At 72.1% G+C, this 23458-nt stretch carries 29 protein-coding genes; 12 read left to right on the top strand and 17 right to left on the bottom strand.

Translation table 11 applies throughout. From position 1 onward, the window contains the following. Positions 1-5: 5 nt before the first annotated feature. Positions 6-527, bottom strand: a complete 522-nt coding sequence (locus IEZ03_RS15160) for a CBS domain-containing protein (RefSeq protein ID WP_184879103.1) — start codon at positions 525-527, stop codon at positions 6-8. A 152-nt stretch (positions 528-679) separates the two neighbouring features. Between IEZ03_RS15160 and IEZ03_RS15155 the strand changes: the two genes are divergently transcribed. Beyond that, the gene (locus IEZ03_RS15155) at positions 680-1111 is read left to right on the top strand and encodes a hypothetical protein (protein ID WP_184879100.1); all 432 of its coding nucleotides are present in this window, start codon (positions 680-682) and stop codon (positions 1109-1111) included. 69 nt (positions 1112-1180) lie between these two features. Here IEZ03_RS15155 and IEZ03_RS15150 read toward each other — a convergent pair whose 3' ends face one another. From IEZ03_RS15150 to IEZ03_RS15135, 4 genes are all read right to left on the bottom strand, one after another. Then, positions 1181-1963 carry a sulfite exporter TauE/SafE family protein gene (locus IEZ03_RS15150; protein ID WP_184879097.1) on the bottom strand — a complete coding sequence of 261 codons (783 nt, stop codon included), beginning with the start codon at positions 1961-1963 and terminating at the stop codon, positions 1181-1183. Between the two features lie 64 nt (positions 1964-2027). Then, positions 2028-2621: a rhodanese-like domain-containing protein gene (locus IEZ03_RS15145; protein WP_184879095.1), complete on the bottom strand. Its 594-nt coding sequence runs from the start codon at positions 2619-2621 to the stop codon at positions 2028-2030. A 16-nt stretch (positions 2622-2637) separates the two neighbouring features. Beyond that, a complete protein-coding gene (locus tag IEZ03_RS15140; RefSeq protein ID WP_184879091.1) occupies positions 2638-4032 on the bottom strand; it encodes an MBL fold metallo-hydrolase in 1395 nt (464 codons plus the stop codon). 135 nt (positions 4033-4167) lie between these two features. Then, positions 4168-4431, bottom strand: a complete 264-nt coding sequence (locus IEZ03_RS15135; RefSeq protein ID WP_373293619.1) for a metal-sensitive transcriptional regulator — start codon at positions 4429-4431, stop codon at positions 4168-4170. Positions 4432-4648: 217 nt separating this feature from the next. Between IEZ03_RS15135 and IEZ03_RS15130 the strand changes: the two genes are divergently transcribed. From IEZ03_RS15130 to IEZ03_RS15120, 3 genes are all read left to right on the top strand, one after another. Further along, entirely contained in the window at positions 4649-5062 is a 414-nt protein-coding gene (locus IEZ03_RS15130; protein WP_184879088.1) for an OsmC family protein, read from the top strand. A 111-nt stretch (positions 5063-5173) separates the two neighbouring features. Beyond that, positions 5174-5656, top strand: a complete 483-nt coding sequence (locus IEZ03_RS15125; protein WP_221480515.1) for a cyclic nucleotide-binding domain-containing protein — start codon at positions 5174-5176, stop codon at positions 5654-5656. Between the two features lie 20 nt (positions 5657-5676). Further along, a complete protein-coding gene (locus IEZ03_RS15120) occupies positions 5677-6414 on the top strand; it encodes a VOC family protein (protein WP_184879085.1) in 738 nt (245 codons plus the stop codon). Positions 6415-6418: 4 nt separating this feature from the next. Here the strand turns inward: IEZ03_RS15120 and IEZ03_RS15115 are convergent, their stop codons facing one another. Then, a complete protein-coding gene (locus tag IEZ03_RS15115) occupies positions 6419-7783 on the bottom strand; it encodes a wax ester/triacylglycerol synthase family O-acyltransferase (protein WP_184879082.1) in 1365 nt (454 codons plus the stop codon). Positions 7784-7995: 212 nt separating this feature from the next. Between IEZ03_RS15115 and IEZ03_RS15110 the strand changes: the two genes are divergently transcribed. Together IEZ03_RS15110 and IEZ03_RS15105 are read left to right on the top strand one after the other, a co-directional pair. Next, positions 7996-9006 carry an Acg family FMN-binding oxidoreductase gene (locus tag IEZ03_RS15110; protein WP_221480514.1) on the top strand — a complete coding sequence of 337 codons (1011 nt, stop codon included), beginning with the start codon at positions 7996-7998 and terminating at the stop codon, positions 9004-9006. Between the two features lie 75 nt (positions 9007-9081). After that, positions 9082-9675, top strand: a complete 594-nt coding sequence (locus IEZ03_RS15105; protein WP_184879080.1) for an ASCH domain-containing protein — start codon at positions 9082-9084, stop codon at positions 9673-9675. Positions 9676-9765: 90 nt separating this feature from the next. Here IEZ03_RS15105 and IEZ03_RS15100 read toward each other — a convergent pair whose 3' ends face one another. The 3 genes from IEZ03_RS15100 to IEZ03_RS15090 form a co-directional block, all read right to left on the bottom strand. Beyond that, positions 9766-10170 carry a DUF5994 family protein gene (locus tag IEZ03_RS15100; protein ID WP_184879076.1) on the bottom strand — a complete coding sequence of 135 codons (405 nt, stop codon included), beginning with the start codon at positions 10168-10170 and terminating at the stop codon, positions 9766-9768. Between the two features lie 266 nt (positions 10171-10436). After that, positions 10437-10724 carry a hypothetical protein gene (locus IEZ03_RS15095; RefSeq protein WP_189241199.1) on the bottom strand — a complete coding sequence of 96 codons (288 nt, stop codon included), beginning with the start codon at positions 10722-10724 and terminating at the stop codon, positions 10437-10439. 269 nt (positions 10725-10993) lie between these two features. Continuing rightward, positions 10994-12670, bottom strand: a complete 1677-nt coding sequence (locus IEZ03_RS15090) for a SpoIIE family protein phosphatase (protein ID WP_184879074.1) — start codon at positions 12668-12670, stop codon at positions 10994-10996. Positions 12671-12962: 292 nt separating this feature from the next. Between IEZ03_RS15090 and IEZ03_RS15085 the strand changes: the two genes are divergently transcribed. After that, the gene (locus tag IEZ03_RS15085; protein WP_184879072.1) at positions 12963-13352 is read left to right on the top strand and encodes an STAS domain-containing protein; all 390 of its coding nucleotides are present in this window, start codon (positions 12963-12965) and stop codon (positions 13350-13352) included. Positions 13353-13491: 139 nt separating this feature from the next. Here IEZ03_RS15085 and IEZ03_RS15080 read toward each other — a convergent pair whose 3' ends face one another. The 6 genes from IEZ03_RS15080 to IEZ03_RS15055 form a co-directional block, all read right to left on the bottom strand. Continuing rightward, positions 13492-13950, bottom strand: coding sequence for an arsenate reductase ArsC (locus tag IEZ03_RS15080; protein WP_184879070.1), 459 nt, complete (start codon positions 13948-13950; stop codon positions 13492-13494). Beyond that, positions 13943-15055 carry an ACR3 family arsenite efflux transporter gene (arsB, locus tag IEZ03_RS15075; RefSeq protein WP_268248543.1) on the bottom strand — a complete coding sequence of 371 codons (1113 nt, stop codon included), beginning with the start codon at positions 15053-15055 and terminating at the stop codon, positions 13943-13945. Before arsB ends, IEZ03_RS15080 begins: the two co-directional genes overlap by 8 nt. Beyond that, a complete protein-coding gene (locus IEZ03_RS15070) occupies positions 15052-15339 on the bottom strand; it encodes an ArsR/SmtB family transcription factor (RefSeq protein ID WP_221480513.1) in 288 nt (95 codons plus the stop codon). The genes arsB and IEZ03_RS15070 overlap by 4 nt, the downstream gene beginning before the upstream one ends. Before the next feature lie 49 nt (positions 15340-15388). Next, a complete protein-coding gene (locus IEZ03_RS15065; protein WP_184879066.1) occupies positions 15389-15565 on the bottom strand; it encodes a hypothetical protein in 177 nt (58 codons plus the stop codon). A 39-nt stretch (positions 15566-15604) separates the two neighbouring features. Then, positions 15605-16834, bottom strand: coding sequence for an MFS transporter (locus IEZ03_RS15060; protein WP_229808293.1), 1230 nt, complete (start codon positions 16832-16834; stop codon positions 15605-15607). A gap of 80 nt (positions 16835-16914) precedes the next feature. Beyond that, complete coding sequence (locus tag IEZ03_RS15055) at positions 16915-18573, bottom strand: FAD-dependent oxidoreductase (protein ID WP_184879063.1); 1659 nt, start codon at positions 18571-18573, stop codon at positions 16915-16917. 111 nt (positions 18574-18684) lie between these two features. Between IEZ03_RS15055 and IEZ03_RS15050 the strand changes: the two genes are divergently transcribed. Then, entirely contained in the window at positions 18685-19038 is a 354-nt protein-coding gene (locus tag IEZ03_RS15050) for an ArsR/SmtB family transcription factor (protein ID WP_184879060.1), read from the top strand. Here the strand turns inward: IEZ03_RS15050 and IEZ03_RS15045 are convergent. Next, on the bottom strand, positions 19025-20149 hold the full coding sequence (locus IEZ03_RS15045; protein WP_184879057.1) for a flavin-containing monooxygenase: 1125 nt from the start codon (positions 20147-20149) through the stop codon (positions 19025-19027). The two genes, IEZ03_RS15050 and IEZ03_RS15045, sit on opposite strands and share 14 nt — an antisense overlap. Positions 20150-20190: 41 nt before the next feature. On the opposite strand from IEZ03_RS15045, the gene IEZ03_RS38570 reads away from it, so the two are divergent. The 4 genes from IEZ03_RS38570 to IEZ03_RS15025 all read left to right on the top strand — a co-directional run bounded on the left by IEZ03_RS38570 (position 20191) and on the right by IEZ03_RS15025 (position 22404). After that, positions 20191-20631, top strand: a complete 441-nt coding sequence (locus IEZ03_RS38570; RefSeq protein ID WP_184890261.1) for an ArsR/SmtB family transcription factor — start codon at positions 20191-20193, stop codon at positions 20629-20631. A gap of 86 nt (positions 20632-20717) precedes the next feature. After that, the gene (locus IEZ03_RS15035) at positions 20718-21062 is read left to right on the top strand and encodes an ArsR/SmtB family transcription factor (protein WP_221480512.1); all 345 of its coding nucleotides are present in this window, start codon (positions 20718-20720) and stop codon (positions 21060-21062) included. 11 nt (positions 21063-21073) lie between these two features. Beyond that, positions 21074-21829, top strand: a complete 756-nt coding sequence (locus tag IEZ03_RS15030; RefSeq protein ID WP_184879054.1) for a methyltransferase domain-containing protein — start codon at positions 21074-21076, stop codon at positions 21827-21829. Continuing rightward, positions 21826-22404, top strand: coding sequence for a GNAT family N-acetyltransferase (locus tag IEZ03_RS15025; protein ID WP_229808291.1), 579 nt, complete (start codon positions 21826-21828; stop codon positions 22402-22404). Before IEZ03_RS15030 ends, IEZ03_RS15025 begins: the two co-directional genes overlap by 4 nt. A gap of 75 nt (positions 22405-22479) precedes the next feature. On the opposite strand, the gene IEZ03_RS15020 is transcribed toward IEZ03_RS15025, so the two are convergent. After that, positions 22480-23448 (bottom strand): aldo/keto reductase, encoded by a 969-nt coding sequence (locus IEZ03_RS15020; protein WP_184879051.1) that lies wholly within the window; start codon positions 23446-23448, stop codon positions 22480-22482. Positions 23449-23458: the final 10 nt, after the last annotated feature.

Genomic DNA, 23458 nt, shown 5'->3' with positions numbered 1-23458 from the left:
GCCGGTCAGCCGGGCCCCATGCGGCCCCGGTTCGGGCGGGCCGGGACGGCGCTCGGCAGCACGGGTTCGATGCGGTACAGGGACGGCATGCCCGTGCTGCGCGGTGCGACGTCGTGCTCCACACCGGCGAGCGCGGCGATGAGGTCCCGGGCGGTGATCAGGCCGACGAGGACGCCGTACTCGTTCGTCACCGGGACGTAGTCCGCGCCGGCCTCCAGCATCGCGCTCGCCGCGTCGGCGACGGCGGCCGACGGCCGCACCGCCGTCGGCGGCCGGTGCGGGAGGATCGCGGTCACGGGCCGGCGGGCATCGCGCGGGGTCGCGGAGTTCCAGGTCGCGGCGAGGGTCTGCGCGTCCACGACGCCGAGGAATCCGCCCTCGTCGTCGACGACCGGCAGGTGGTGCACCTCGGCCTTGCACATCAGCTCCCAGGCCATCAGCACCGACTCGGACGCGGCGATGGTGAGCAGGTCCCTGGTCATCACGTCGGCGGCGACGCGCCGTTCAAGCGGCGGATGCGTGCTCATTGCTACTCCTATGGCTCTCCCGATCCCGCACTTCCAGCGAACCGCAGATCGCGCCGCCGGCGGCAGGGTCGAAGGTCCCGCCATCTGCGGGCCCATGCCACTGCCCCCGGCCCCTTGCCGGACGAGCGTGAGAGACACGGAGGTGGTCGGTGATGGACGAACGACCGCCGAGATCGCCGGCCGGGGTCGGCGAGGCACTGCGAGAGGCCGGGGTGGACGCCGACGGTGCCAGCCCCACCGAGGGGTTCCTGGCCAATGCGCCGCAGGGCCCGTTCGCCGGCCTCTACAACGGCCTGGCGGGAGCGGCCTGGGCGGACTGGCTGTTCATGATCGGCCTGGCGGCCATCGGCGCGGCGCTGCTGCTGGGCATCGGGATGCGGATCGCCGCCGCCGGCGGCGCGCTGATGATGCTTCTGATGTGGTCGGCGGTCCTGCCCCCGGAGAACAACCCCTTCATGGACGACCACCTGATCTACGCGATCATCCTGATCGGGCTGGCCCTGGTCAAGGCCGGCGACACCCTCCGCCTGGGCGAACGGTGGAGCGGCACCCGCCTGGACCAGCGCTTCCCCATCCTCAAGTAGCACGAGACCAGAAGGACGCCCACCGAGCGGTGGGCGTCCTTTCGTTGTGCAGGCTTCCCGGCGTCGGCGTCAGTTCAGGGCGGCCGGGTTGAGGAGGGCCTGGGCGGCCACGAAGGCCGCGACGGTGAACACCAGGTAGGCGAACCAGCGGCGCAGGCGGTCGGCGTCCAGGTGGCGGCCCAGGCGGGCGGCGGCCAGCGACCCGGCGACGGCCGCGGCGCCGAACGCGGCGATGATCCCGTAGTCCAGCACCGCGTCCCCGGCATGGGCGGCGAACCCGGCGGCGGAGTTGACCACCACGACGACCAGCGAGGTGCCGACCGCCGCCGCCATCGGCAGGCCCAGCCCGGCCACCAGCGCCGGGATGATGAGGAACCCGCCGCCGACACCGAACAGGCCGGTCAGGACGCCGACGACCGCGCCCGCGCCGAGGGACCGGGGCAGGCAGCCGCGCCAGTCGACGCCGCCGCCGGGCAGCGCGCACGCGGCGCCCTCCGGCCGGCCCGACTCGGCCAGCATCCGCCACCCGGCCGCGACCATCAGCGCCGCGAAGCCGAGCAGCACGGCCTGACCGGGCAGGAGGCGGTTCAGCTCGGCGCCGCCGAAGGCCGCGAGGGCGCCCGCGCCGCCGAAGACGGCGGCGATCCGCCAGCGCACCTCCCCGGCGCGCACGCGCGGCAGCACGGCGGTGACCGAGGAGATCCCCACGACCAGCAGGGACGCCGGGACCGCCGAGGCCAGCGGCAGGCCCGCCCCGTAGACCAGGGCGGGGACCGCCAGGATCGAGCCGCCGCCACCGAGCAGCCCGAGCAGGACGCCGATGACGACGCCGAGGGCGATCGCGGTCAGCATGTCCTCCCCCTTCTCTGCGGGACGTCGCCGCGTGCGGGCGGCGTGCCGGTGCGGCGGGCCGGGGTCATGGACGGCCGTCGGCCAGGGCGCTCAGCACGGTCCGGATGTCGTGCCTCGGCCCCCGGTTGCAGGGCAGCCTGGCCAGGGCCATGCCCATGGCGCAGGTGTTGGTCAGCGCCGCGACGGCGAGCCCGGCGCCGATCACCGCGGCGAGCCATTTGGCGGGAGGCACGACGGTGCTGGCCAGGACGGCTGCCAGCACGATCGAGCCGGCGACCAGGCGGACCTGGCGCTCCAGCTCCCACCGCGGACGCCCGGTGGCGACCGTCCCGCCGGCCGCCTGCCACGCGGTGATCCCGCCGTGCAGGACGCGCAGGTTGGGCAGGTCCGCGTCCGCCAGCGCCTGCTCGGCCTGGGCGGCGCGCTGGCCGGAGCGGCAGATGAGCACCACCTGCTCGCCGAGGTGGGCGCGGAGCTCGGCCCGGTGCTCGCGCAGCAGGTCCAGCGGCACGCTGTACGAGCCGGGGATGTGGACGGTCTCGAACTCGCCGGGCGTCCGGACGTCGATCAGCCGCGGCTTGGCGAGGTCGTCTCCGGCGTCCAGGAGCCGCTGCAGGGCGGGGGCTTCCAGGGCGGGGGGCGTCTGCGGGGTCGTCACGAATTCTCCTTTGCTTTCAGTGGTCGATGATCGGGAGGCCCGTTGCGGCGGCCTGGCCGAAGGCGTCGTCGATGTGCACCACCCGGCGTCCGGCCCGCTGGAGCAGGCTGCTCGCGGCGGCCGCGCGGTAGCCCGAGCCGCAGTGGACCCAGACGGTTCCGGCCGGCACCTCGTCCAGCCGGTGGGGGAGGTCGGGCAGCGGGACGTGGACGGCGCCGTCGATGTGCCCGGCCTGCCATTCGCCGCGCAGGCGCACGTCCAGCACGACGTCCGGTGCGGGCAGGTGCCCGGGGACGCGCCCGGCGCGGGCGCCGGCCAGGTCGGTGAACGACGCGACGGCCAGCTCGCCCAGCCGGGCGGCGTCGCCGCCGGCCCACTCCCGCGGGGTGCCGCTCGCCGCGGCGACGGGACGGTCGATGCCGATGCGCGCGAGCTCCCGCTGCGCGTCCGCCACCTGCTCGGGGCTCTCCCCCAGCAGCGTGAGGGGCGCCCCCCACTCGGCCATCCAGCCCAGCCAGGTCGACATCGGCCCGTCCAGCCCGAAGCTCAGCGTCCCGGCGAGGTGGCGTTGCGCGAAGGCCTTGCGGGAACGGAGGTCCACGACCCACTCGCCGGCCGCGATGCGCTCGCGCAGTTCGGCGGCGTCCGCCGTCCGGGCCGGGGTGAGGTCGATCAGGTCGGCCCCGGCGGTGTTCCGGACGCCCATGTGCGCGTAGTACGCGGGGTAGGCGTCGAGCCCGGCGAGGGTCTCCGCGACGAAGTCGTCGGCCTCCAGCCGCAGCGCCGGGTTGGACCGCTTCTCCTGCCCGATGGTCGAGGCGGCGGCGTCGGACTGGCTCGCCGAGCAGAAGCTCCCGAAGCCGTGCGTGGGCCAGATGCCGGCGCCGTCGGGGAGGAGATCGGCCAAGCGCCGCACCGACGCGTGCTGCCGGTGGGCCAGCGGATGGGCGTGGTCCGGCCCGAGCAGGTCGGTGCGGCCGGTGGTGCCGAACAGCAGCGATCCGCCGGTGAACACGCCCTCCGGGCTGCCGTCCGGCCCGGACACGACGTAGGACAGGTGGTTGAAGGTGTGCCCCGGCGTGGCGACCACGCGGACGCGCATCGTCTCGGACACGGCGATCTCGTCGCCGTCGGTCACGGCCGTCCGGTCGAAGCCGACGTCGTCCGCGGCGGCGACCAGGTACGCGGCGCCGGTCACCCGCGCGAGCGCCGGCCCGCCGGAGACGTAGTCGTTGTGCACGTGGGTCTCGGCCACGTGCGTGATGCGGACGCCCAGCCGTCCGGCCAGGGTCAGGAAGCGGTCGATGTCGCGCTGCGGGTCGACCACCAGGGCGACCCGGCCGTCATGGGCCAGATAGCTGCGGTCGCCCAGGGACGAGGTCTCCACGACCTCGGTGCGGATCGCTGGCATGTCTTCCTTCGCTTTCGGGTCGCCTGTTCTGGATCGGGTCGCGCATACCCCGGGGGGTATCCTGAGGACACAAGAATGCGCATGGTGGGTTGGCCGCCCCTCACCCGGAGGCGAGGGGCCGGGAAGTGCCGGAGGTCAGGAGAGCGCCAGGAACAGCTTCTCCAGCCGTTCGGCGCTGATCGGGGGCTTCTCGCCGCGCTGGGCCGCCGCCTGGCAGTGCTGCAGCCCGGTCGAAATGATCTTGTAGCCGGCGCGGTCGATCGCCTTGGACACGGCCGCGAGCTGCGTCAGCACCCGCTCGCAGTCCTCGGCGTTCTCGATCATCGAGATCACCCCGCCCAGCTGGCCGTGCGCCCGCCGGAGCCGGGTGAGCGCGTCGGCGAGGACGGTGGCGTCCATCTCCAGATTGTTCTCCACTCGTGCACCTCCACTCCGGACTATACCCCCAGGGGTATGTCGCCGTGCGTGAAGCCCGTCACACGACGACCGGGGCGCCGGCCCCTCGTCCGACGGCCTGTCGCCCCCTCGCGACGGGACCTTCGGCTCTTAACCGCGGGTTCCGCATGGCGGAGGCTGGAGGCGAGAAGGAAGTTCGGCACGCACCGGAGGTGCCGCGATGAGCCAGATGACGGTCATCCACCGAGAGAACGACGCCTTCGCCGTGCTGGCCCGGGGCCACGTGATCCACGTGGACCAGCCGTACTTCGCGGGCGGCACGGACGCCGGCCCCACGCCGGTCGAGCTGTTCGTGGCGTCCCTGGCCGCCTGCGCGGCGCACTACGCGCGGCGGTACCTGGTGCGGCAGGGCCTTCCGGCGGACGGGCTGGAGGTCACCGCCGACTTCGCCATGAGCGCGACCGGCCCGGCGCGGGTGTCCCGGATCGGGCTGCGGGTGCGTCCGCCCATCGCGCTGCCGGCCGGGAAGACCGAGGAGCTGCGGCGGGTCGTGGAGGCGTGCACCGTCCACAACTCCATCCTCGACGCCCCGCGGATCGGCCTGGAGATCGAAAGCCCGGCCCAGGCCGCGTGACCACGTCGGAGGCAGGAGGCCGTCATGAGCCGTGGCGTGCGGTCGTCCGAGGCCGCCGACGGTCCGCCGGGTCCGGCCGCAACGGGCCGGACGGAGGGAGGGAGTGAGTCGATGAGCGTGGTGACAGCGGACGAAATGGCCCGCGAACCGTTCCTGAGCGGGATGCGCCGTGCCGACCTGACCGGGCTGGCCAGGGCGGCCCGCCGCACCGGGTTCCCGGCGGGGCGGCGCATCGTCAACGAGTCCGACCCGGCGGAGCGGTTCTGGCTCGTCCAGGACGGGACCGTGGCGCTGGACCTGCACCCGCCCGGCCGCGGGCCGGTCGTCGTCGGCACCTTCGGGCCGGGCTCCGCGCTGGGCTGGTCCTGGCTGTTCCGCCCGCACCGGTGGCGGTTCGGCGCCTTCGCGCAGACCCCGGTCCGGGCGATCGAGTTCGACGGGCGGCTGGTGCGGACGCTCTGCGCCGTCGACCCGTCGCTGGGCTACGAGCTGACGCGCCGCTTCGCGGAACTCGTCGTGGAACGGCTCGAAGCGACGCAGACGCGGCTGCTGGAGGTCTCCCTCGACACGCTGGACGACGCTCCCGTCCCGTAGGTGAACCTATGATCGGCGGCATGGCCCTGAGACCAGTACAGGTGAACATCAAGGCCCGCGACGACTCGGCCCTCGGCCGGTTCTGGGCGGACGCGCTGGGCTGGCGCATCTCCAGCGAGGCGCCCGGCGTGACCAACCTCGAACCCGAGGGCGCCGACTGGCCGGACCCCTCCGCCTTCTACATCGACCTCGTCGCCGTCCCCGACCTCGAGACGGTGAAGTACCGCGTCCACGTCGATCTCGCCACCACCTCGGCGGCCCACCAGGCGGAGCTGGTCGCGCGCCTGAAGGACCTCGGCGCGACCCCCGCCGACGTGGGGCAGGGCGACGTCCCGTGGACGGTCCTGGCCGACCCGGAGGGGAACGTGTTCTGCGTCCTCGAACCCCGGGAGGCCCACCGGGACACCGGGCCGATCGCCGCGGTGGTGGTCGACTGCGCGGATCCGCGCGCCATGGCCCGGTTCTGGGACGAGGCGCTCGACTGGACCCTGCACGAGGTGACCGACGACCACGCGGTCCTGCGTTCCACCGATGGCACCGGACCGTATCTGGAGTTCCTCCGCACGTCCGGCGAGCGGACCTGGTGGAACCACGTGCACGTGGACCTGCTGCCGGCCCCCATCGACGCCAAGGAGTCGGAGGTGGCCCGGCTGCGGACGCTCGGCGCCACCGACGTCGACCTCGGCCAGGGCAAGGTCCCGTGGTCGGTGCTGGCCGACCCGGAGGGCAACGAGTTCTGCGTCCTCGGCCGGGCCTGACGCGTCATCCGGCCTGGGCGGCCTCCTTGAGCAGCTCGTCGATGCCGTTGCGGATCCCCGCGGAGAGGACCTCCAGGTCGGGGACGGCGTCGTGGTCGCCGGTGAGCCCGAACGCCAGGCCGCCGTCGTAGGACACGATGCCGACCGAGACGCGCACGCCCGCCGCGATCGGGATGTAGGGGTCGAGCTCCAGCATCCGGCGCCCCATGGCATAGAGCGGGATCGGCGGGCCCGGGACGTTGGTCACGATCGTGTGGATCAGCGGCTGGCGGCGCCGCAGCGCCAGATGGGCGGCCGCGGCCAGCAGGCCGGGCGCGGCACCGAGCAGCCGGACGAAGGCGTCGAGGCCGGCGGCCTGGTCGCGGCTCTTCAGGTCGTCCATCTGCGCGCGGACGAGCGCCAGCCGGCGCAGCGGATCGGGTTCCCCGCACGGCAGGTCGACGGGCACCGCCGACACCCGGTTGGAGGGGACCCCGCGCTCGCCGGACGACCGCACGGACACCGGCACCATCGCGCGGACGACCGACTCCCCGCCGAGGGCGCCGCGGGCGTCGAGCAGGTCGCGGAACCCGCGGGCGGTGGCGGCCAGCACCACGTCGTTGACCGACCCGCCGAACGCGCGCCGGATGCGGTCGACCTCGTCCAGCCCGGCATGGGTCCGGGACCAGCGCCGACGGGGCCCGGTCGGGCCGTTGAGCGAGGACGTGCCGAACCCGGCCAGCCGCGCCGCGTACCCGGGGATCGCGCCCGCGACGGCGGCGGAGTCGCGCAGCGCGGGCAGGAACAGCCGGGCCGCCTGCCGCTCGAAGCCCTTCAGCCTGTCCGCGATGCCGCCGCGCAGCACGGCCCACGCGGGCGGCTCCGGCTCGGGAATCCACACGTGGGGACGGGCGGGGGCCCGGTCGGGGTCGATGTCGAACAGTGCTCCGAGGAGGTCGATGCCGGCGATGCCGTCCACCATGCAGTGGTGCACCTTGGCGATGAGCGCCCAGCGGTCGTCCGCCAGCCCTTCGACCAGCCACACCTCCCAGGGGGAGCGGGTGAGGTCCAGGGGGCGGCTCAGGATGGCCTGGGCCAGGTCTCGCAGGGCTTCCGGGTCGCCGGGCTCCGGGGCCGTCGCCCGCAGGACGTGGTCTTCGATGGCGAAGCGCTGATCGTCCACCCAGACGGGGTGGGCGAGGTGGAACGGAACGGTCCGGACGCGCTGGAGGCAGCGCGGGGCGAGCCGCAGCCTGGCGAAGACGTGCCGCACCAGCTCGGGGTACTCGGGCGCCGGCCCCTGGAAGACGGTCACCGTACCGATCTGCAGCGGGGTCGAGTCGTTCTCGGCGAAGAACATGCCGGCGTCCAGCGCGTTCATCCGTTCCATCGTGCACCGTCCTCAAGAGAGGTTCCGTCTCCAGCCAACCTCGCCCGGGCCGTCGTCCGCACCGGCGTTGGCCCGGAACATCCGGGACGAAGGTCCTCGCGCGGGGCGTTGGGTCGAACGTCCTGACATAAGGGACTTTGGGCGGGCTGTCGCCTCGGCGCCTTCCCGGCACGCTGGAAGCGCCGGACACCTCACGGCGGGAGGTCATCGAAATGATCAACGCGGCGCGCATCGCGGCGAAGCCCCGGGACACGAGCGAGAGGCCCGATCTGGCGGCACGCTTCGTCGTGCGGGCCGCGATCCAGGCACCGTCCATCCACAACACCCAGCCGTGGGGCTTCGTCGACCGCCCCGACGGGCTGGAACTGCGGGCCGACCGGACGCGGCTGCTGCCGATCACCGACCCGGCCGGACGCGAGATGGCGATCAGCTGCGGGGCGGCCCTGTTCAACGCGCGGCTGGCCGTCCGGCGCCTCGGCTTCACCGCCCGCGTCCGGCTGCTGCCCGACCCGGGGCGCCCCGATCTGCTGGCCCGGATCACCTGGGCCGCGAGAACGGCGGCGCGGCCGTACGAGGAGCGGCTGTACCGGGCGATCGCGCGCCGTCACACGCACCGCGGACCGTTCCTGACGACCCCGCTGCCGCCGCTGCTGCCGAACGTCCTGGCAGGCATCGCGCGCAACGAAGGGGCCGACCTTCGCCTGATCTCGGGCGCGGATCAGCTGCGGCGGCTGGCCGAGCACGTCCAGGCGGCCGAGGCGATCCAGCTTTCCGACGCCCGTACCGCCGGCGAGCTGCTGGATTGGGCGATCCCGCCGCACAGCAGGCGCCGCGACGGTCTCACTCCGGCCTCCTTCCCGGCGTCACCGGACGGCCTTGAGTTCCCGTCCCGGGAGTTCTTCGCCGGGACGCCATGGGCGCTGCGGCACCACGGCCCGTCCGGTGGCAACGTGGGGACGGTTGCCGTGCTGACCACCCGGGACGACAGGCGGGTGGACTGGGTGCAGGCCGGGCAGGCCCTCCAGCACGTACTGCTGCACGCGGCGACGCTGCAGGTGAGCGCGGCCTTCCACACGCAGCCGCTGGAACTGCCCTACCTGCGGGCGGCGCTACGCCGTGACCTGGTCTGCGGACACCCCCAGATGGTGCTGCGCCTGGGCCACGCCCCGAGAACCCCGCGTACTCGCCGACGCACGGTCACGAACGTCCTCCTGGGTGAATAGCAGCGGCAGCCGAGCCCTGACGCGGCCGGTGCAAGAAGATGGCAGAGGCAGAGGTCAATCACTCAAGGGGGAACGATGCTGTTCAGACGGGAGGTCCTTGAGGGGATCGCAGAGGGACGGATCAACCGAGTGTTCCGGGTGTGGGCCGAGCCCCCGGTCCGCGCGGGGAGCACCCAGCGCACCTGGGCGGGAATCATCGTCATCGACTCGGTCACGTCCGTCACCCCCGAGGAGATCACCGAGGACGACGCCCACCACTCCGGCTTCAAGAACCGCGAGGCCCTGCTAACCGCCCTCTCCAAGAGCACCAAGCAAGGCGGCTACCACCGCGTCATGCTCCACCTAGGCGGCCCCGACCCCAAATCGGAACTGGCCGACAACGCCGACCTGACCGACCAGGAACTGGCCGACCTCAAGACCGCCCTGGACACCATCGACACCCGCAGCCGCCGCGCCCCCTGGACCCGCGACGTCCTCCACCTCATCGAGGAACACCCCGGCCTGCGCGCCCAAGAACTGGCCGAACACCTGAACCGCGACAAACTCCCCTTCAAGGCCGACGTCCGCCGCCTCAAAGCCCTCGGCCTCACCGAAAGCCTGGAAACCGGCTACCACCTCTCCCCCCGCGGCAAAACCCTGATGAAATACCTACGCTCCCAATACGAATGATCCAGGTGTTCCCCATGCCGTCCCGTCGGATTTCCCGGCGTCCGGCGCCGTCGATCGCGTCCAGGCCGGATCGTGCGGGTCGGCGGGCGTTCAGCGGGCCGCCGTTCCCAGGGCGTCCTGGGCCTCGGCATAGGGGGTCGAGGCGGGCAGTGTGAACAGGTCCACGTGCCGGCCGTCGGCATAGATCGCGGTGAGCCGCCCGGCAGGCAGGTGGTCGAACCAGCTGAGCTGCACCTCCCGGATGTCGTCCGGGCCGTCGACGCGCAGCCGGCGGGGATGGACGTCCCACCCGGCCGCCTCCAGCATGATGTGCACGATGAGACGGTGGTCGTCGGCGGGGCCTCGCGCTTGAAGTGCCAGGACCAGTCCGGGCAACTCCAAGGCCGGATTGGCCGAGCGGGGCCACCAGCCGCCGTCCAGCACCGCGCGGCCCGCACCGTCGTTGCCACCGCCGTCGGCCGGGGCCCGTGGCCGCATCGCCAGCCGGGGGGTCATGGACGGAGAGAAGGCGATGCCCGTTCTTCGTTCGGCAGTGAATCCCACAGGTCTGCGCCCCTTTCTTGAGAGGCGCGGATCTTGCGGCCCCCGGGTGCGTTGTCGGCAGGGACGGGGCCGACCCGATGCGTTGATCCCCACGGTGGCGTAAAGCACTTCTCCAGGCCACCGACAACTCAAGCCATCCCCAGGCGTCCCCGCTTGTCAGATAGCTATATCGTACGCATGATCTGCCGATTTTTCCGCACATCCGAGGTAAACTTCATTTACCGTTTGCTGCACTTCTCTTGGGCCTTTCGCGGCAAGGCCGCGCCCATATTCTGCGCCCGATGATCCGGGGTGCGGCCGGCGGCGCGGGCCGTGCGCTCCATCGGGAATCGGCGGCGCCGCCCCAGGCCCGGCCAACTGGTGGCTACACGACGCCGGCGGTGGGGCTTCGTCCCGTACACCAGCGCGAACGGGACCACTCCGGCGAGCAGGGCGGCCGCGGCCGTGGTGATCGCCAACAGCGGCGTGACGGTCCTCCACGACACCGTGAGGACGATGACCGCCACCGCGGTGATCGCCAGAGGACCGGCAGGGGTCAGGGGCAGCGGTCGGAGCGGGCGGTCGGAGCGGACGCGTTCCGGAAGGGGCACGGCGTTCCCTGGAAAGCCGGTATGGCGGGTCAACCGGGCGGGACGACGTCATTGGCCGGATGACCGGAGTCTACGCGCCCCAGAGCCGCCGGGATGGCGCAGCCAGAAGGCGGCTTCATCCGTGAACGGCTCGCATCACGCGGCCCCGGTCCGAGGTGGGCCGGGTGTGCGCGCGACCGTGGCCGTCATCCGGGGATGCGGAGGGCGAGAAGCGCGACGTCGTCCTCGCCGCTGGGCCGTATGCGCTCCAGGATCTGGTCGACCAGGTCGGTCAGGGGAAGCTGGGCGAGATGGGAGCCGTGGCGGCGGAGGCTGGTGAGGCGGTCGGACAGGTCGGTGTCCCGGGATTCGATGAGGCCATCGGTGTAGAGCAGCAGCGTGGACAGGGGTGGAAGGGCGCGGACGGCGTCGGGGCGGGTCCCGGTGAGGGCGGGGTCACCGAGGAGCACCCCGTGCTCGTCCAGGAACTGCGTGCCGCCGTCACCGGTGATCAGGAGCGGTGGTGGGTGGCCGGCGTTGCACCAGCGCAGGCGCCATCGCCCGCCGGAGGCTTCTTCGACGCGGCCGAACACGCCGGTGGCGAGGTCGGCGTCGCTGACGGCGGCCATCACGCCGTCCAGGGCGGCCAGCACGGTACTGGGCGGCGCGATGCCCGGTGGCGCGGCCATGTTCCAGGCCAGGGCCCGCAGCATGTTGCGGACCTGGGCCATGCGGGCCGCCGCCTGCAGGTCATGGCCCACGATGTCCCCGATGACCACTCCGACGGCGCCATCGGGCAGCGCGAACGCGTCGTACCAGTCGCCGCCGACCCAGCTGACCTGCGCCGCGGGCACGTACCGTGCCTCCAGCCGCAGATCGCCCGGCTGCGGGAGAGGGGCGAGCAGGTTGCGCTGCATCGCTTCGGCGGTGTTGCGCTGCTCGGCGTACAGGCGGGCGTTGGCCAGGACGAGGCCGGTGCGGCGCGCGACGTCCTCGACGACGAGCCGGTCGTCCGGCCCGTAGCCGTGGCCTGGACGGGAGTAGCCCAGCGTCAGCGCGCCGTAGGTCTCACCCCGGGCGGCCAGCGGGGCGATGATCGCGCTCTGGGCGTCCATGACCTGGAAGAGTTCGCGCTGAGCGGCGTCCAGCGGTTCGTCGGAACGCACGGAGGCCACGCCGCCGAGCACGACCGACGTACCGCCCTGCAGCACCTGGGCCAGCGGTCCGCGCGGTACGCGCGGGAGCGGCGGAAGCGGCCCCTCAAGCCCGGCGACGTCGGCGGCGGGGAGTCCGTGGTGCGTCGCGGCCACCCGCTCGACGCGGCCGTCGCGAACCAGCAGATCGACCTCGGCCCAGTCCCCCAGCGCGGGAACCACGAGCCGGACCAGCCGCCGCAGCGCCTCCTGCTCGTTCAGCGTGGACGACAGCACCGTCGTGATCTCGGCGACCAGCCGCAACCGGGAGTTGACCCGCTGCACTCGCGCCATCTGGTCGCGCCGCTCGCGTTCGACCTCGACCCGGTCGGCGGCGTCCTGGAAGACGACGACCAGCCCGGCCACCGCCCTGTCCGCCGGCCCGGCCAGGCCCGGGTCTCCGGTGTAGATCGGCGCGGACGACCAGGAGCACATCACCAGCCGCCCGTCCCGGTGGGCGAACCGCTGGCCGTCCCCGTGATCGGGAACGCCGTTGCGCAGCCCGCGCAGGGGGCGGCAGTCCTGCTCGGGCGGGACGTGCCCGTCGGCGTCCCGGTGCAGAAGCCGGTGCATCGGCCTGCCCAGCACCTCGTCGCGGGTGTAGCCGAGCAGTTCCCGGGCCCGCGGGTTCCACGCCGTGATCCGGCCGCGCTCGTCGGTGGCCAGCACCCCGGAGTTCATCGCCTCCACCAAACGATCGTGAATGGCGCCAGGCCGCCCCTCCCCCTGCCCGGTCATCCTCATCCCTCCGATCGGACACCAGACCCATTCCCTCGGCACACCCCGGACACTCGGCGCGCGAGCCGTCCATCAGGCAGTTCGCGCACCTCCGACGGACGCACCCGCCAGCCGCCGCGCAGCGCGATGGCAAGGCAAGCGCGTACACTCACCGTGACGAGGGTCTCTTCGATGCGGGCGGCCAAGTCCGTATCCCCTGGTTTCTCCATGCTCGGGCCCTTCCGGCCCAGACAGGTCCGGCGCCATGACGCCGCAACACCGCCTCGTCCAAACGGCCGCCGGCCTGACCCGCGAACGGCTCGACGACCGCACCGTCATCGCGATCAGCGGCGAACTCGACGTCACCTCCACCCCGATCCTGCGGGAACGCCTGTACGCCGCGCTCCAGGACTCCGGCCCCTACGTGACCATCGACCTGTCGGGCGTGACGTCCTGCGACGCGTCCGGACTGGCGATGCTCGTCGGCGCACACCACCGGGCTGAAGCGACCGGCACCACCCTGACCCTCGCCTGCGCCCGCCGACAGCCGGCCGACCTGCTGCGGGCCACCGGACTGCACCGCGCCTTCATGACCCGTTCCTCCACCACCGACGCTCAGGCCGCGGGCCGGCACATCCGCCCTACCGCAGCCTGACCACGCGCAGGCACTCACACCGCCCCTGCCCATCGGAACGCATCCAGGCCCGGCCGAGGAGACCGCCCAGGCCGAGCGGGAGCGGGACGGCGGCGACGAAGTGAACCAGTGAGATCGCGAGCTTTCGATTTCTTTGCTCTCAGTCCTGAACAGGCCCCACCTCAGGGGTTGACTCGACTTGATTGCTGATCGCGTTGGTCGAGGTGAGCAGGGTGGTGAGTTGCTCGATGCGGGTGCGGATTTCGTCGCGGATCGGGCGGACGGCGTCGACGCCTTGGCCGGCGGGGTCGTCGAGCTCCCAGTCGAGGTAGCGCTTGCCGGGGAAGACGGGGCAGGTGTCGCCGCAGCCCATGGTGATGACGACGTCGGAGGCTTGGACGGCGTCGGCGGTGAGGACCTTGGGGGTTTCGGCGGAGATGTCGATGCCCTCTTCGGCCATCGCCTGGACCACGGCGGGGTTGACCTGGTCGGCGGGGGCCGATCCGGCGGAGCGGACTTCTACCCTGTCGCCGGCGAGGTGGGTGAGGTAGGCGGCGGCCATCTGGGACCGTCCGGCGTTGTGGACGCAGACGAACAGGACGCTGGGCTTGTCAGGCATCAGGTTCCTCGCTGGTCGAGCGTGGTGAGCGGGTCGTGAAGCGGCGGCGGAGCCATAGAGAGACGTACACCAGGGCGACGAGGATCGGGACCTCGATGAGGGGCCCGACCACCCCGGCCAGCGCCTGGCCGGAGGTCACGCCGAAGGTGCCGATGGCGACGGCGATGGCCAGTTCGAAGTTGTTGCCGGCGGCGGTGAACGCCAGAGTCGCCGTACGTGGGTAGGGCAGGCGGATGACGTGGCCGAGGGCGAACGATCCGCCCCACATGACCGTGAAGTAGGCCAGCAGCGGTACGGCGATGCGGGCGACGTCGGCGGGCTGGTTGGTGATGGTGTCGCCCTGGAGGGCGAACAGGATGACGATGGTGAACAGCAGCCCGTACAGGGCGACCGGGCCGATGCGGGGCAGGAACCGGTTCTCGTACCACTCGCGGCCGCGTGCCTTCTCGCCGGCGCGGCGGGTCAGGTAGCCGGCCAGCAGCGGGATGCCGAGGAACACCAGCACGTTGACCACGATCTTGCCGGTGGAGAAGTGCACGTCGTCGGTGGCCAGGCCGAGCCAGCCGGGGAGCACCTTGAGGTAGAACCAGCCCAGCGCGCCAAAGGCGATTACCTGGAAGACCGAGTTCAGGGCGATGAGGACGGCGGCGGCCTCGCGGTCACCGCGGGCCAGGTCGTTCCAGATGATGACCATGGCGATGCAGCGGGCCAGCCCCACGATGATCAGGCCGGTGCGGTATTCGGGCAGGTCGGGCAGGAAGGTCCAGGCCAGCGCGAACATCACGGCCGGGCCGACCAGCCAGTTCAGCACGAGCGAGGAGATCATCAGGCGGCGGTCACCGGTGACGGTGTCGAGCCGGTCGTAGCGGACCTTGGCCAGCACCGGGTACATCATGACCAGCAGCCCGAGCCCGATGGGCAGGGAGATGCCGCCGATCTCGACCTTGGACAGCGCGTCGTCCAGGCCGGGCACCGCACGGCCGAGGCCGAGACCGAGTGCCATGGCGGCGATGATCCACAAGGGCAGGAACCGGTCCAGCGCGGACAGCCTGCCTACGAGGCTCTCAGCCTGCTCCGATGTGGGCTCAGGGGTTCGGACGGTCACGGGCAGGGCCTCCTGGCGCCGTTGGCGCGGGTGGCACGGGCCCGCGTCGCCAGGTCACCGAGTCGCGCGGCCAGGGCGTCCAGCGCCTCGGGGCGCAGCCGGTAGTAGGTGAAGCGGCCGCAGGGCTCGCTGTCCACCAGTCCCGCGTCCTTCAGTACCCGCAGGTGGTTGGAGATGTTGGTCTGCCTGGCACCGGTCTCCTCCACCAGGTGGCAGGTGCACAGCGCCTCGCCGGCGAGCAGGGTCACGATGTGCGCACGGAGGGGGTCCGCCAGGACGCGCATTACATCATTATCAACTGACATCAGCATAGGATGATACGTTACCAGTCGCCTAGAACCGCCTCCACGGGCCGACCTCCAGGGTGATGCCCTGCCCGGCGAGCGGACGGACGGCGCCGACCGCGCCGTTGAGATCGGTGAGCGTCGCGTCGCGTGAGCCGCAGGAGGCGTCTTCGCCGTTGATCATCGTCCAGTAGTCGATGGCCAGTCGCCCCTCCGCGGCGGGCACAGCGGAGGCGCCGGGCGTTCGGACAGGTCCGCTCGCTGGTCACGGTGTTCCTTTGGTGCCTGGAGTCCTGTTGTGGTGGGTCGGGACGCTGGCCAGAAGTGCGGCGAGGGCCGCGGTGAGCGCGAGGACGGCGAAGAGGGCGGGGTAGCTGCCGAGGGCGTCGGCGAGGGCGGCTCCCGCCCAGGGTGCGAGGGCTGTGGCGACGGTGATGGGGGCGGCCAGGATGCCCGAAAGGGTGCCGTAGGCGGCGATGCTCCAGCGGTCGGTGACGGCGGTGGCCTGCAGAAGTGTGGCGATACCGCGGGTGACGCCTGCCAAGACGACGACGGCGATGAGCAGTCGCACCGGGCCCGGGATCAGTGCCAGGGCAGCGGTCGTGGCGGCGGAGAGGCCGAGGATCCAGACGGTGCGGCCGCGGACGCTGGTGTGCCTGGATAGCGGGCGGTAGCACAGGCGGCCGGCGACCTGGCCGATCCCGCCCAGGCCGAGCGCCCAGGCGGCCAGAGTGGGGCTGGCGCCGCGGTGGGTGAGCAGCGGAATGAGGTTGATCAGGACCGCGAACATGGCGAACGCGGACAGGGTGAGCGCGATGGCCAGCAGCCAGAACGGGCGGCTCCGCGTGATGTGGCGAACCGCCGGTGGGCGGGCCGCCCGGCCGGCGGCATGGTCGGCGGCATGGCCGGCGGCATGGTCGGCGGCGGCCGATCGATCGCCGGAGGACCCGGGCCATGGGCGGCGCAGGGCGATGGCGTGCAGAGGGATGGTGACGGCGGCGAGGACGGCGGCGAGGGCAAGGTAGACGCCGCGCCAGGTCAGGTGTCCGGCGAGGGCGTCGGTGAGCGGCGCGAACACGGTGCTGGCCAGGCCCGCCACCAAGGTGAGGGTGGTGAGGGCGGGCAGATGGCGGGGCGCGTAGTAGCGGGTTAGCGCGGCGAAGGCGGGCTGGTAGAGGACGGCCGACATCGCTACCCCGGCCAGGAACCACGCTGCGGCGAACCAGAGCAGCGAGGGCGCCGCCGCCACTGCCACGATGGCGATTGCGGCCAGGACGGAGCCGCCTGTCATCAGGGCGTGTGGGCCGCGGCGGTCCAGGACGCGGCCCACCGGGATGCCGACGAGGGCGGCGACGATGAGCGCGGCGGAGAACGCAGCGGTGCTGCCGGTGGTGGACCAGCCGGTGTCGGCGGTGATGACCGGGGCCAGGACTGGAAAGGCGTAGTACAGCACACCCCAGCTGGTGATCTCGGTGATGCAGAGGGCGGCCAGCACACCACGCGGGCTGGAGCCGGTCCCAGCGGCCGAAACCGCCGGGACCGGGATGGAAGATGCGGTATCCACCGACCGTGGGCTCAGCCTTCGCCGCGTTCGACGCCGCCGGAGTAGCCGTGCACCCGGCCAGTGGCGAATCCGACACCGGCCGGGGCGCCGACGCCGATGGCGACCGGCTGCGGTGCCTGGTCCGAGGAGCCGCAGCAGGACGAGGGGCTCTCCTCGACCGCGGGCTCGGCGGCGGTCGCTTCCGCGCCAATTGGTTGGTCTTCGGTGACCGTGCCGGTGGAGCAGACGCCGGTTTCGGGGAGGTCGAGCTGGACGGTGTCGGCGGCTTCCCGGTCGCCGGCCAGGGCGGCGGCGATGGAGCGGACCTGCTCGTAGCCGGTGGCCATCAGGAAGGTGGGCGCGCGGCCGTAGCTCTTCATCCCGGCCATGTAGAACCCGGTTTCGGGGTGGGCGAGGTCGCGTTCGCCGTGGGGCGGGACGGTGCCGCAGGAGTGGAGGTTGGGGTCGATCATCGGTGCGAGCTCGGCCGGCGCCTCGGTGGCGGGATCGAGGTCGAGGCGGATCTCGCGGAGCATCTCCAGGTCGGGACGGAATCCGGTGGCGGCGACCACGGTGTCGGCGGCGATGGTGCGCTCGCCGTCGCGGGTGCCGCCGGTGACGGTGACCGGTCCGGGCTCGTCGGGTCCGCTCTCGGGAACGGTGAAGCGGGTGATGGTGAAGCTGCGGACCAGGTCGATCGCACCGGCCTCGACGGCCTGCTTGAGCCGGGTGCCCAGCGCCCCGCGGGCGGGTAGCCCGTCGGCGTCCCCGCCGCCGTAGAGCCGGGCGACCGAGGCAGCGCGGACGGCCCAGCTGATGCGGGTTCCCGGGGCCTGCTCGGCGAGTTCGGCCAGCGCGAGAAGGGTATTGGCGGCCGAGTGCCCCATGCCGACCACCAGGGTGCGGCGGCCGGCGAACCGGTCGCGGTCGCGTCCCAGCACGTCCGGTAGCGGCCCGGCCAAGTAGGGGGCGGCTTGGTCTTCTCCGATGGCGGGCAGGCCGGAGTGGCCGAGCGGGTTGCGGTGTCCCCAGGTGCCGGAGGCGTCGATGACGGCGCGGGCGGTGAGGTCGCGGACCGTCCCCGCGGAGTCGATGGTGCGGACCAGGAGCGGATGCTGGTCGCGGTCGATGGTGCGCGTGGCGTCGATGCCTTGGCGGGTGACGGCGAGGACGCGCGTCCCGGTGTGGATGCGGCCCGCCAGCTCCGGGACGTCGGCGAGCGGGACGAGGTAGTCGCGGACGAGTTCGGCACCGGTCGGCAGGTGGCCGGGGTCGGGGGCGGTCCAGCCGGTGGGCGCCAGCAGGCGGCGCGCGGCGGCGTCGGTGTTGTAGCGCCATGGCGAGAACAGCCGGACGTGACCCCATTCGGAGATCGCGGCGCCGACTTGAGGACCGGCCTCCAGTACGCGGAAGTCCAGGCCGCGCTCGGCCAGGTGCGCGGCGGCGGCCAGCCCGACCGGTCCGGCACCGATCACCAGTACCGGCAGGGCGTCCTCGCCGTCGTGGTCTGCGACGCAGCCGCACCCGGCTTCGGTCTTGGCCTGCAGCAGCGCGGCTCCGGAGGCGACGGGCTGCTCGGCGTCGGTGCAACAGGCACTGACGCCGCAGCAGCTGCCGCTCTGGGTGTGCTGACCGGTGCTCTGTCCCGCCGCGGGGGCGGCGGGCTCGTCCCGGTCGGTGCTGGTGCTCATGGGCGTCTCCTTTGAAGTCACGGCACTGCAGCTTGTTTCGACTAACATCGAATCAGCGCAAGAGTGCATCACTGTTTAGATGGATGTCAAATTAGGCGGGTGGCTGGGTTGATGGAACTTGAGGACGTCTCTGCTCCGGTGTGCTGCGAGCCGTTGAGCGGCCCGGTGATGGACCAGGACGAGGCCGCCGACCTGGCCCGGGTGTTCAAGGCACTGGCGGACCCCGTGCGCTTGCGGTTGCTGAACCTGATCGCTTCGGCGCAGGGCGGCGAAGCATGCGTCTGCGACCTGACCGGCCCCTTCGACGTGTCCGCACCGACCATCTCCCACCACCTGAAGATCCTGCGTCAGGCCGGACTGATCGAGGGCGAGCGCCGCGGGACCTGGGTGTACTACCGCGTGATCCCCGAGCGCCTCACCCGGCTGTCGGGACTGTTCGCGCTACCGGACCTCAGCGGCGCCTGACCCCCTGAACCGACGCCGGATCGCCCGCGGCGACCGGGACTCCGGTGCGACGTGATTGCTTGAGCAGCCGGGTGAGGACGTGGCGGGCGTCCGCGCCGACGCCGCGCAGGGTGGCCGAGGCGAACGAGCGCTGCCACTCCAGCCCGACGTAGCCGAGACCGGGGACGGCGGTGGAGATCCCTGCGCGATGGCGGGGTGCCCCATCCTCGTCCATGGTTCCGAGTCCGGCCAGGTAGTCGAGGGCGGGCCGGTACCCAGTGGCCAGGAGGACGACATCGACGTGCTCGCGCATACCGTCGCTCCAGACGACCTGATTGCCGTCCAGGCGGTCGAACATGGGACGGCGGTCGGGGTTCCCCGAGGCGATGGTGTCCCGGTAGGTGCCGGTGTCCATGACCGGAGTGCCCTGGCCTCCGGTCAGCACTGGCCTGGCCCACCTGGCGGTATCCAGGCCCGTGCGCTGCAGCCAAAGGTGGATGTCGCGGCCCGCGATCCGCTGCGGCATGAAGCGGAGCGGATGCCGGGTGGCGAGCGTGACCTCGGCGACGGCGGCGAGCTCGATCGCGATCTGCACCGCCGAGTTCCCGCCGCCGACGATCACCACTCGCCTGCCGGTGAACGGCTCGGGACGCCGGTAGTCGGACGAATGCAGCACCGTCCCGGCGAAGGAATCCAGCGCCGGCGGCGCGGGGCGGTAAGGGCGGCTGAACGCCCCCGTGGCCGCGATCACCAGCGGGGCGGTGAACACCGCCCCGTCCGCGGTCACGGCCTGGAACCCGGCCCCGTCTTCGGCGCGGGTGACGCGTTCGACGCGGTGGCCGGTGCGGATGTCGGCATCCAGCCGGGCGGCGTAGCCGGTCAGGTAGGCGACCACCTCGTCCCGCGCCGGGTAGCTGTCGGGATCGCCGGGGAAGGGCACGCCGGGCAGGGCGCTGCGGCGGGCCGGGGAGAACAGCGTGAGGCTGTCGTAGTAGTGCGGCCAGGATCCGGCCGGCCGGTCGGCGGCCTCCAGGACCAGCGGGGTCACCCCGAGGGTTCGGGCGATGCGTGCGGTGGCCAGTCCGGCCTGGCCGCCGCCGACGATGAGCAGTGAGGCTGTGCGGTCGGTCATGGCCGGAACATATCATCAATTTACAATACTACAATGTGACGATGTGTGGCGTATGCTGCCAGACACCGCCGAAGGGGAGAGCCGAAGCCTTGACCGAACGCGTGACCGGACCACCGCCACCATCGACGGCTCCCGTCGATGCATCCTGCGCGTCAGCGGATACCCGGTGCGACCCTTCGACGGCTCAACTCGGGGCCGGAGCGCGTGAGTTCCTCAAGGCACTGGCCAGTGAGCAGCGCCAGGCGATGCTGGAGCTGTTCACCGGAGGGATCGAGCTCACCGTCGGCACCGTCGCCGAACGCCTGGGCATCGCCCAGCCGACCGCCTCCCAGCAACTGGCACTCCTGCGCCGAGGTGGACTGCTGACCTCCCGCAGAGACGGCAAGCAGGTCCACTACCGCATTGACGCCGATGCCGTCGAGGAGTCCCTCACCGAACTCCAGACCTACCTGCGCACCTGCTGCCCGCCCAGCGGCCGCTGACCTGCCGGCTTCCACAGACGCGCAGATCCGCGGAGCACGGCAGACCTCTTGCCCATCCTCAATTCATCGCTTATCGTCGATTAACGATGGATATGGACAAGGGACCGCTCGACCGGTCCACCGCGACCGAGTACGCGTCCTGGTTCAAGGCGCTGGCCGACTCGACCCGAATCCAGATCGTGTCGCTCCTGGCCCGCCAGGGACGCCCGATGAGCGTGGGCGAGATCGTCGAGTTCGTCGACGTCGGCCAGTCCACCGTCTCGGCGCACCTCAAAGTGCTGGCCGACGTCCGGTTCGTGCTGGCCGACAGCCGCGGCACCGCGCGCTTCTACCGGATCAACGACGCCTGCGTGGACTGCTTCCCGACGGCCGCCGACATCATCATGGGCAACCCCGCTCCCGTACCGCCGTCCTGCGCCCCCACAGGGTGAGGAGCTCTCAAATGACGGACCCCGACGACCAGCCTCCCCACCAGCCACCGGCAATCGTCGACCATTACGGCGCGCTCGCCCGCGCGACCTTGGAAGGCGCCCACGCCATCGGTGGTGAGACTTGCTCGTCCACCGGCGGCTGCTGCGGTCCTACCGGCTACGACGACCTCACCGGCCTCCCCGATGGCGCGGTCCGCGCCAGTCTCGGCTGCGGCAACCCGGTCGCCGTCGCCGACCTGCAGCCTGGTGAGACCGTCCTGGACCTGGGCTCGGGCGGCGGAATCGACGTGCTGATGTCGGCTCGCCGGGTCGCCCCCGACGGGCTTGCCTACGGTCTGGACGCCAGCCCGGACATGCTCGCCCTCGCCGCCGCCAACGCCGACCAGGCCGGTCTCGGCAACGTCCGGTTCCTGCGCGGCCACATCGAGGACATCCCGCTGCCGGACGCGGCCGTCGACGTGGTCATATCCAACTGCGTCATCAACCTGTCGGCCGACAAGCCCCGCGTCATGGCTGAAGCATTTCGTGTCCTTCGCCCCGGTGGACGGCTGGGCATCAGCGACATCATCGCCGACGAGGTCCAGGCAGGTCCCACCGAGCCGAACCATCAATGTGCCGCCCGAGCCCTGACCGCTGACACCTGTCTGAAGACGCTGCGGCTGGCCGGATTCACCCGAGTCACCATCACCGGCACCAGTGCGGCCCAAGGCGGAGTGCGCTCGGCCATCGTTCACGCCACCAAGCCGGGCAGGGCTTCCGGACAGTGACGAGCAACGACTACGCCGCCGCCCCGGGCCCGAGAGAAACCGCGATGCCCACCACACCGGCCGAAGTCACCATCCGTCCCATGCGCCCCGGAGACGCCGACCGGGTTCTGGCGATCTACCAGATGGGTCTGGACACCGGCGACGCCAGCTTCGAGGTCACCGCACCGTCCTGGGATGCCTTCGATGCTTCCAGACTGCCGCTGCACCGCTACGTGGCCGTCGCAGCCCACGCGGCCGCGGAGGGCGACGCGACATTGGGCTGGGTCGCCGCAACGGCGGTGTCCGACAGGCGCTGTTACACCGGCGTCGTTGAGCACAGCCTCTACATCGCTCCGCAAGCTCGCGGCCGCGGCATCGGCAGGGCATTGCTGACCGCGTTCATCGCCTCCACCGAGGCCGCCGGAATCTGGACGATCCAAACCGGCATCTTCCCCGAGAACACCGCCAGCCTGCGCCTCCACCACTCATCAGGCTTCCGGACCGTCGGTATCCGAACCCGCCTCGCCCGGCACCACGACCGGTGGCGTGACGTGGTCCTCCTCGAACGCCGCAGCACCATCGCCGGAAGCACTTGACCTTCAGGCGGGCTGCTGCAGATCAGGTGGCGCGGCGGACGATGGACGTCAAGGTGCAGACGTTGTGCGGGCCGGTCAGGTGTGGCCGAGAACCGGGTGCGGCCGGTACGGAGCCTCCAGCCGCCGTGTCTCCTCCTCCGTGAGCCGCAGTTCAGCCGCCGCCACGGCGTCGTCGACGTGCCGCTCGGAGGTCGCGCCGATGATCGGCGCGGTCACGCCCGGACGGCCGAGGAGCCAGGCCAGCGCGATCCGGGCGGGCGGCACGCCGCGTGCGGCCGCGACCTCGCGAACGGCGTCGACCACGTCGAAGTCGGCGTCCTCGTAGAGGTCGCCGGCGATGGAGTCGCTGCCCGCCCGCACCGTGCGCAGGCCCCCGCCGCGTTCGCGGCTGCCCGCGAGCAGCCCCCGTGCCAGCGGGCTCCAGGGGATGACGCCGACGCCCTGGTCGAGGCAGAGCGGGATCATCTCCCGTTCCTCCTCGCGGTAGACCAAGTTGTAGTGGTTCTGCATGGACACGAACCGGGTCGGCGCGCAGTGCTGCGCCTTGGCGAACTGCCAGGCGTACATGCTGGAGGCGCCGATGTAGCGGGCCTTGCCGGCCTTCACGACCTCGTCCAGCGCCTGCATCGTCTCCTCGATCGGCGTCTCGTGGTCCCAGCGGTGGATCTGGTAGAGGTCGACGTAGTCGGTGCCGAGGCGGCGCAGGGAGGCGTCGATGGCCGACAGGACGTGCTTGCGGGACAGCCCTCCGTCGTTGGGCCCCGGCCCCATCGGGAAGTAGACCTTGGTGGCGAGCACGTAGTCCTCGCGGTGCGCGAACAGCGTGGACAGCAGCCGCCCGGTGATCTCTTCGGTGCGCCCGAGCGAGTACATGTCGGCGGTGTCGAAGAAGGTCACGCCGGCGTCGACGGCGGCGCGGACGATCGGCTCGGCCCGCTCCTCGTCCAGGTACCAGGCCTCCGCCGCGGGATCGCCGTAGCTCATCATGCCCAGGCAGATGCGGGAGACCTTCAGCCCCGTCGCGCCGAGTCGTGTCTGTTCCATGTTCTCTCCT

This window comes from Actinomadura livida, from assembly GCF_014648675.1.
GTDB classification, from domain to species: Bacteria; Actinomycetota; Actinomycetes; order Streptosporangiales; family Streptosporangiaceae; genus Spirillospora; species Spirillospora livida.
This window is presented reverse-complemented; position numbering and strand designations above follow the sequence as displayed.

Coding starts and splice junctions, on each gene's coding strand:
- IEZ03_RS15160 (WP_184879103.1), bottom strand. CDS start 527: ATGAGCACGCATCCGCCGCTTGAACGGCGCGTCGCCGCCGACGTGATG.
- IEZ03_RS15155 (WP_184879100.1), top strand. CDS start 680: ATGGACGAACGACCGCCGAGATCGCCGGCCGGGGTCGGCGAGGCACTG.
- IEZ03_RS15150 (WP_184879097.1), bottom strand. CDS start 1,963: ATGCTGACCGCGATCGCCCTCGGCGTCGTCATCGGCGTCCTGCTCGGG.
- IEZ03_RS15140 (WP_184879091.1), bottom strand. CDS start 4,032: ATGCCAGCGATCCGCACCGAGGTCGTGGAGACCTCGTCCCTGGGCGAC.
- IEZ03_RS15135 (WP_373293619.1), bottom strand. CDS start 4,431: ATGGACGCCACCGTCCTCGCCGACGCGCTCACCCGGCTCCGGCGGGCG.
- IEZ03_RS15130 (WP_184879088.1), top strand. CDS start 4,649: ATGAGCCAGATGACGGTCATCCACCGAGAGAACGACGCCTTCGCCGTG.
- IEZ03_RS15125 (WP_221480515.1), top strand. CDS start 5,174: ATGAGCGTGGTGACAGCGGACGAAATGGCCCGCGAACCGTTCCTGAGC.
- IEZ03_RS15120 (WP_184879085.1), top strand. CDS start 5,677: ATGGCCCTGAGACCAGTACAGGTGAACATCAAGGCCCGCGACGACTCG.
- IEZ03_RS15115 (WP_184879082.1), bottom strand. CDS start 7,783: ATGGAACGGATGAACGCGCTGGACGCCGGCATGTTCTTCGCCGAGAAC.
- IEZ03_RS15110 (WP_221480514.1), top strand. CDS start 7,996: ATGATCAACGCGGCGCGCATCGCGGCGAAGCCCCGGGACACGAGCGAG.
- IEZ03_RS15105 (WP_184879080.1), top strand. CDS start 9,082: ATGCTGTTCAGACGGGAGGTCCTTGAGGGGATCGCAGAGGGACGGATC.
- IEZ03_RS15100 (WP_184879076.1), bottom strand. CDS start 10,170: ATGACCCCCCGGCTGGCGATGCGGCCACGGGCCCCGGCCGACGGCGGT.
- IEZ03_RS15085 (WP_184879072.1), top strand. CDS start 12,963: ATGACGCCGCAACACCGCCTCGTCCAAACGGCCGCCGGCCTGACCCGC.
- IEZ03_RS15080 (WP_184879070.1), bottom strand. CDS start 13,950: ATGCCTGACAAGCCCAGCGTCCTGTTCGTCTGCGTCCACAACGCCGGA.
- IEZ03_RS15070 (WP_221480513.1), bottom strand. CDS start 15,339: ATGCGCGTCCTGGCGGACCCCCTCCGTGCGCACATCGTGACCCTGCTC.
- IEZ03_RS15055 (WP_184879063.1), bottom strand. CDS start 18,573: ATGAGCACCAGCACCGACCGGGACGAGCCCGCCGCCCCCGCGGCGGGA.
- IEZ03_RS15050 (WP_184879060.1), top strand. CDS start 18,685: ATGGAACTTGAGGACGTCTCTGCTCCGGTGTGCTGCGAGCCGTTGAGC.
- IEZ03_RS15045 (WP_184879057.1), bottom strand. CDS start 20,149: ATGACCGACCGCACAGCCTCACTGCTCATCGTCGGCGGCGGCCAGGCC.
- IEZ03_RS38570 (WP_184890261.1), top strand. CDS start 20,191: ATGTGTGGCGTATGCTGCCAGACACCGCCGAAGGGGAGAGCCGAAGCC.
- IEZ03_RS15035 (WP_221480512.1), top strand. CDS start 20,718: ATGGATATGGACAAGGGACCGCTCGACCGGTCCACCGCGACCGAGTAC.
- IEZ03_RS15030 (WP_184879054.1), top strand. CDS start 21,074: ATGACGGACCCCGACGACCAGCCTCCCCACCAGCCACCGGCAATCGTC.
- IEZ03_RS15020 (WP_184879051.1), bottom strand. CDS start 23,448: ATGGAACAGACACGACTCGGCGCGACGGGGCTGAAGGTCTCCCGCATC.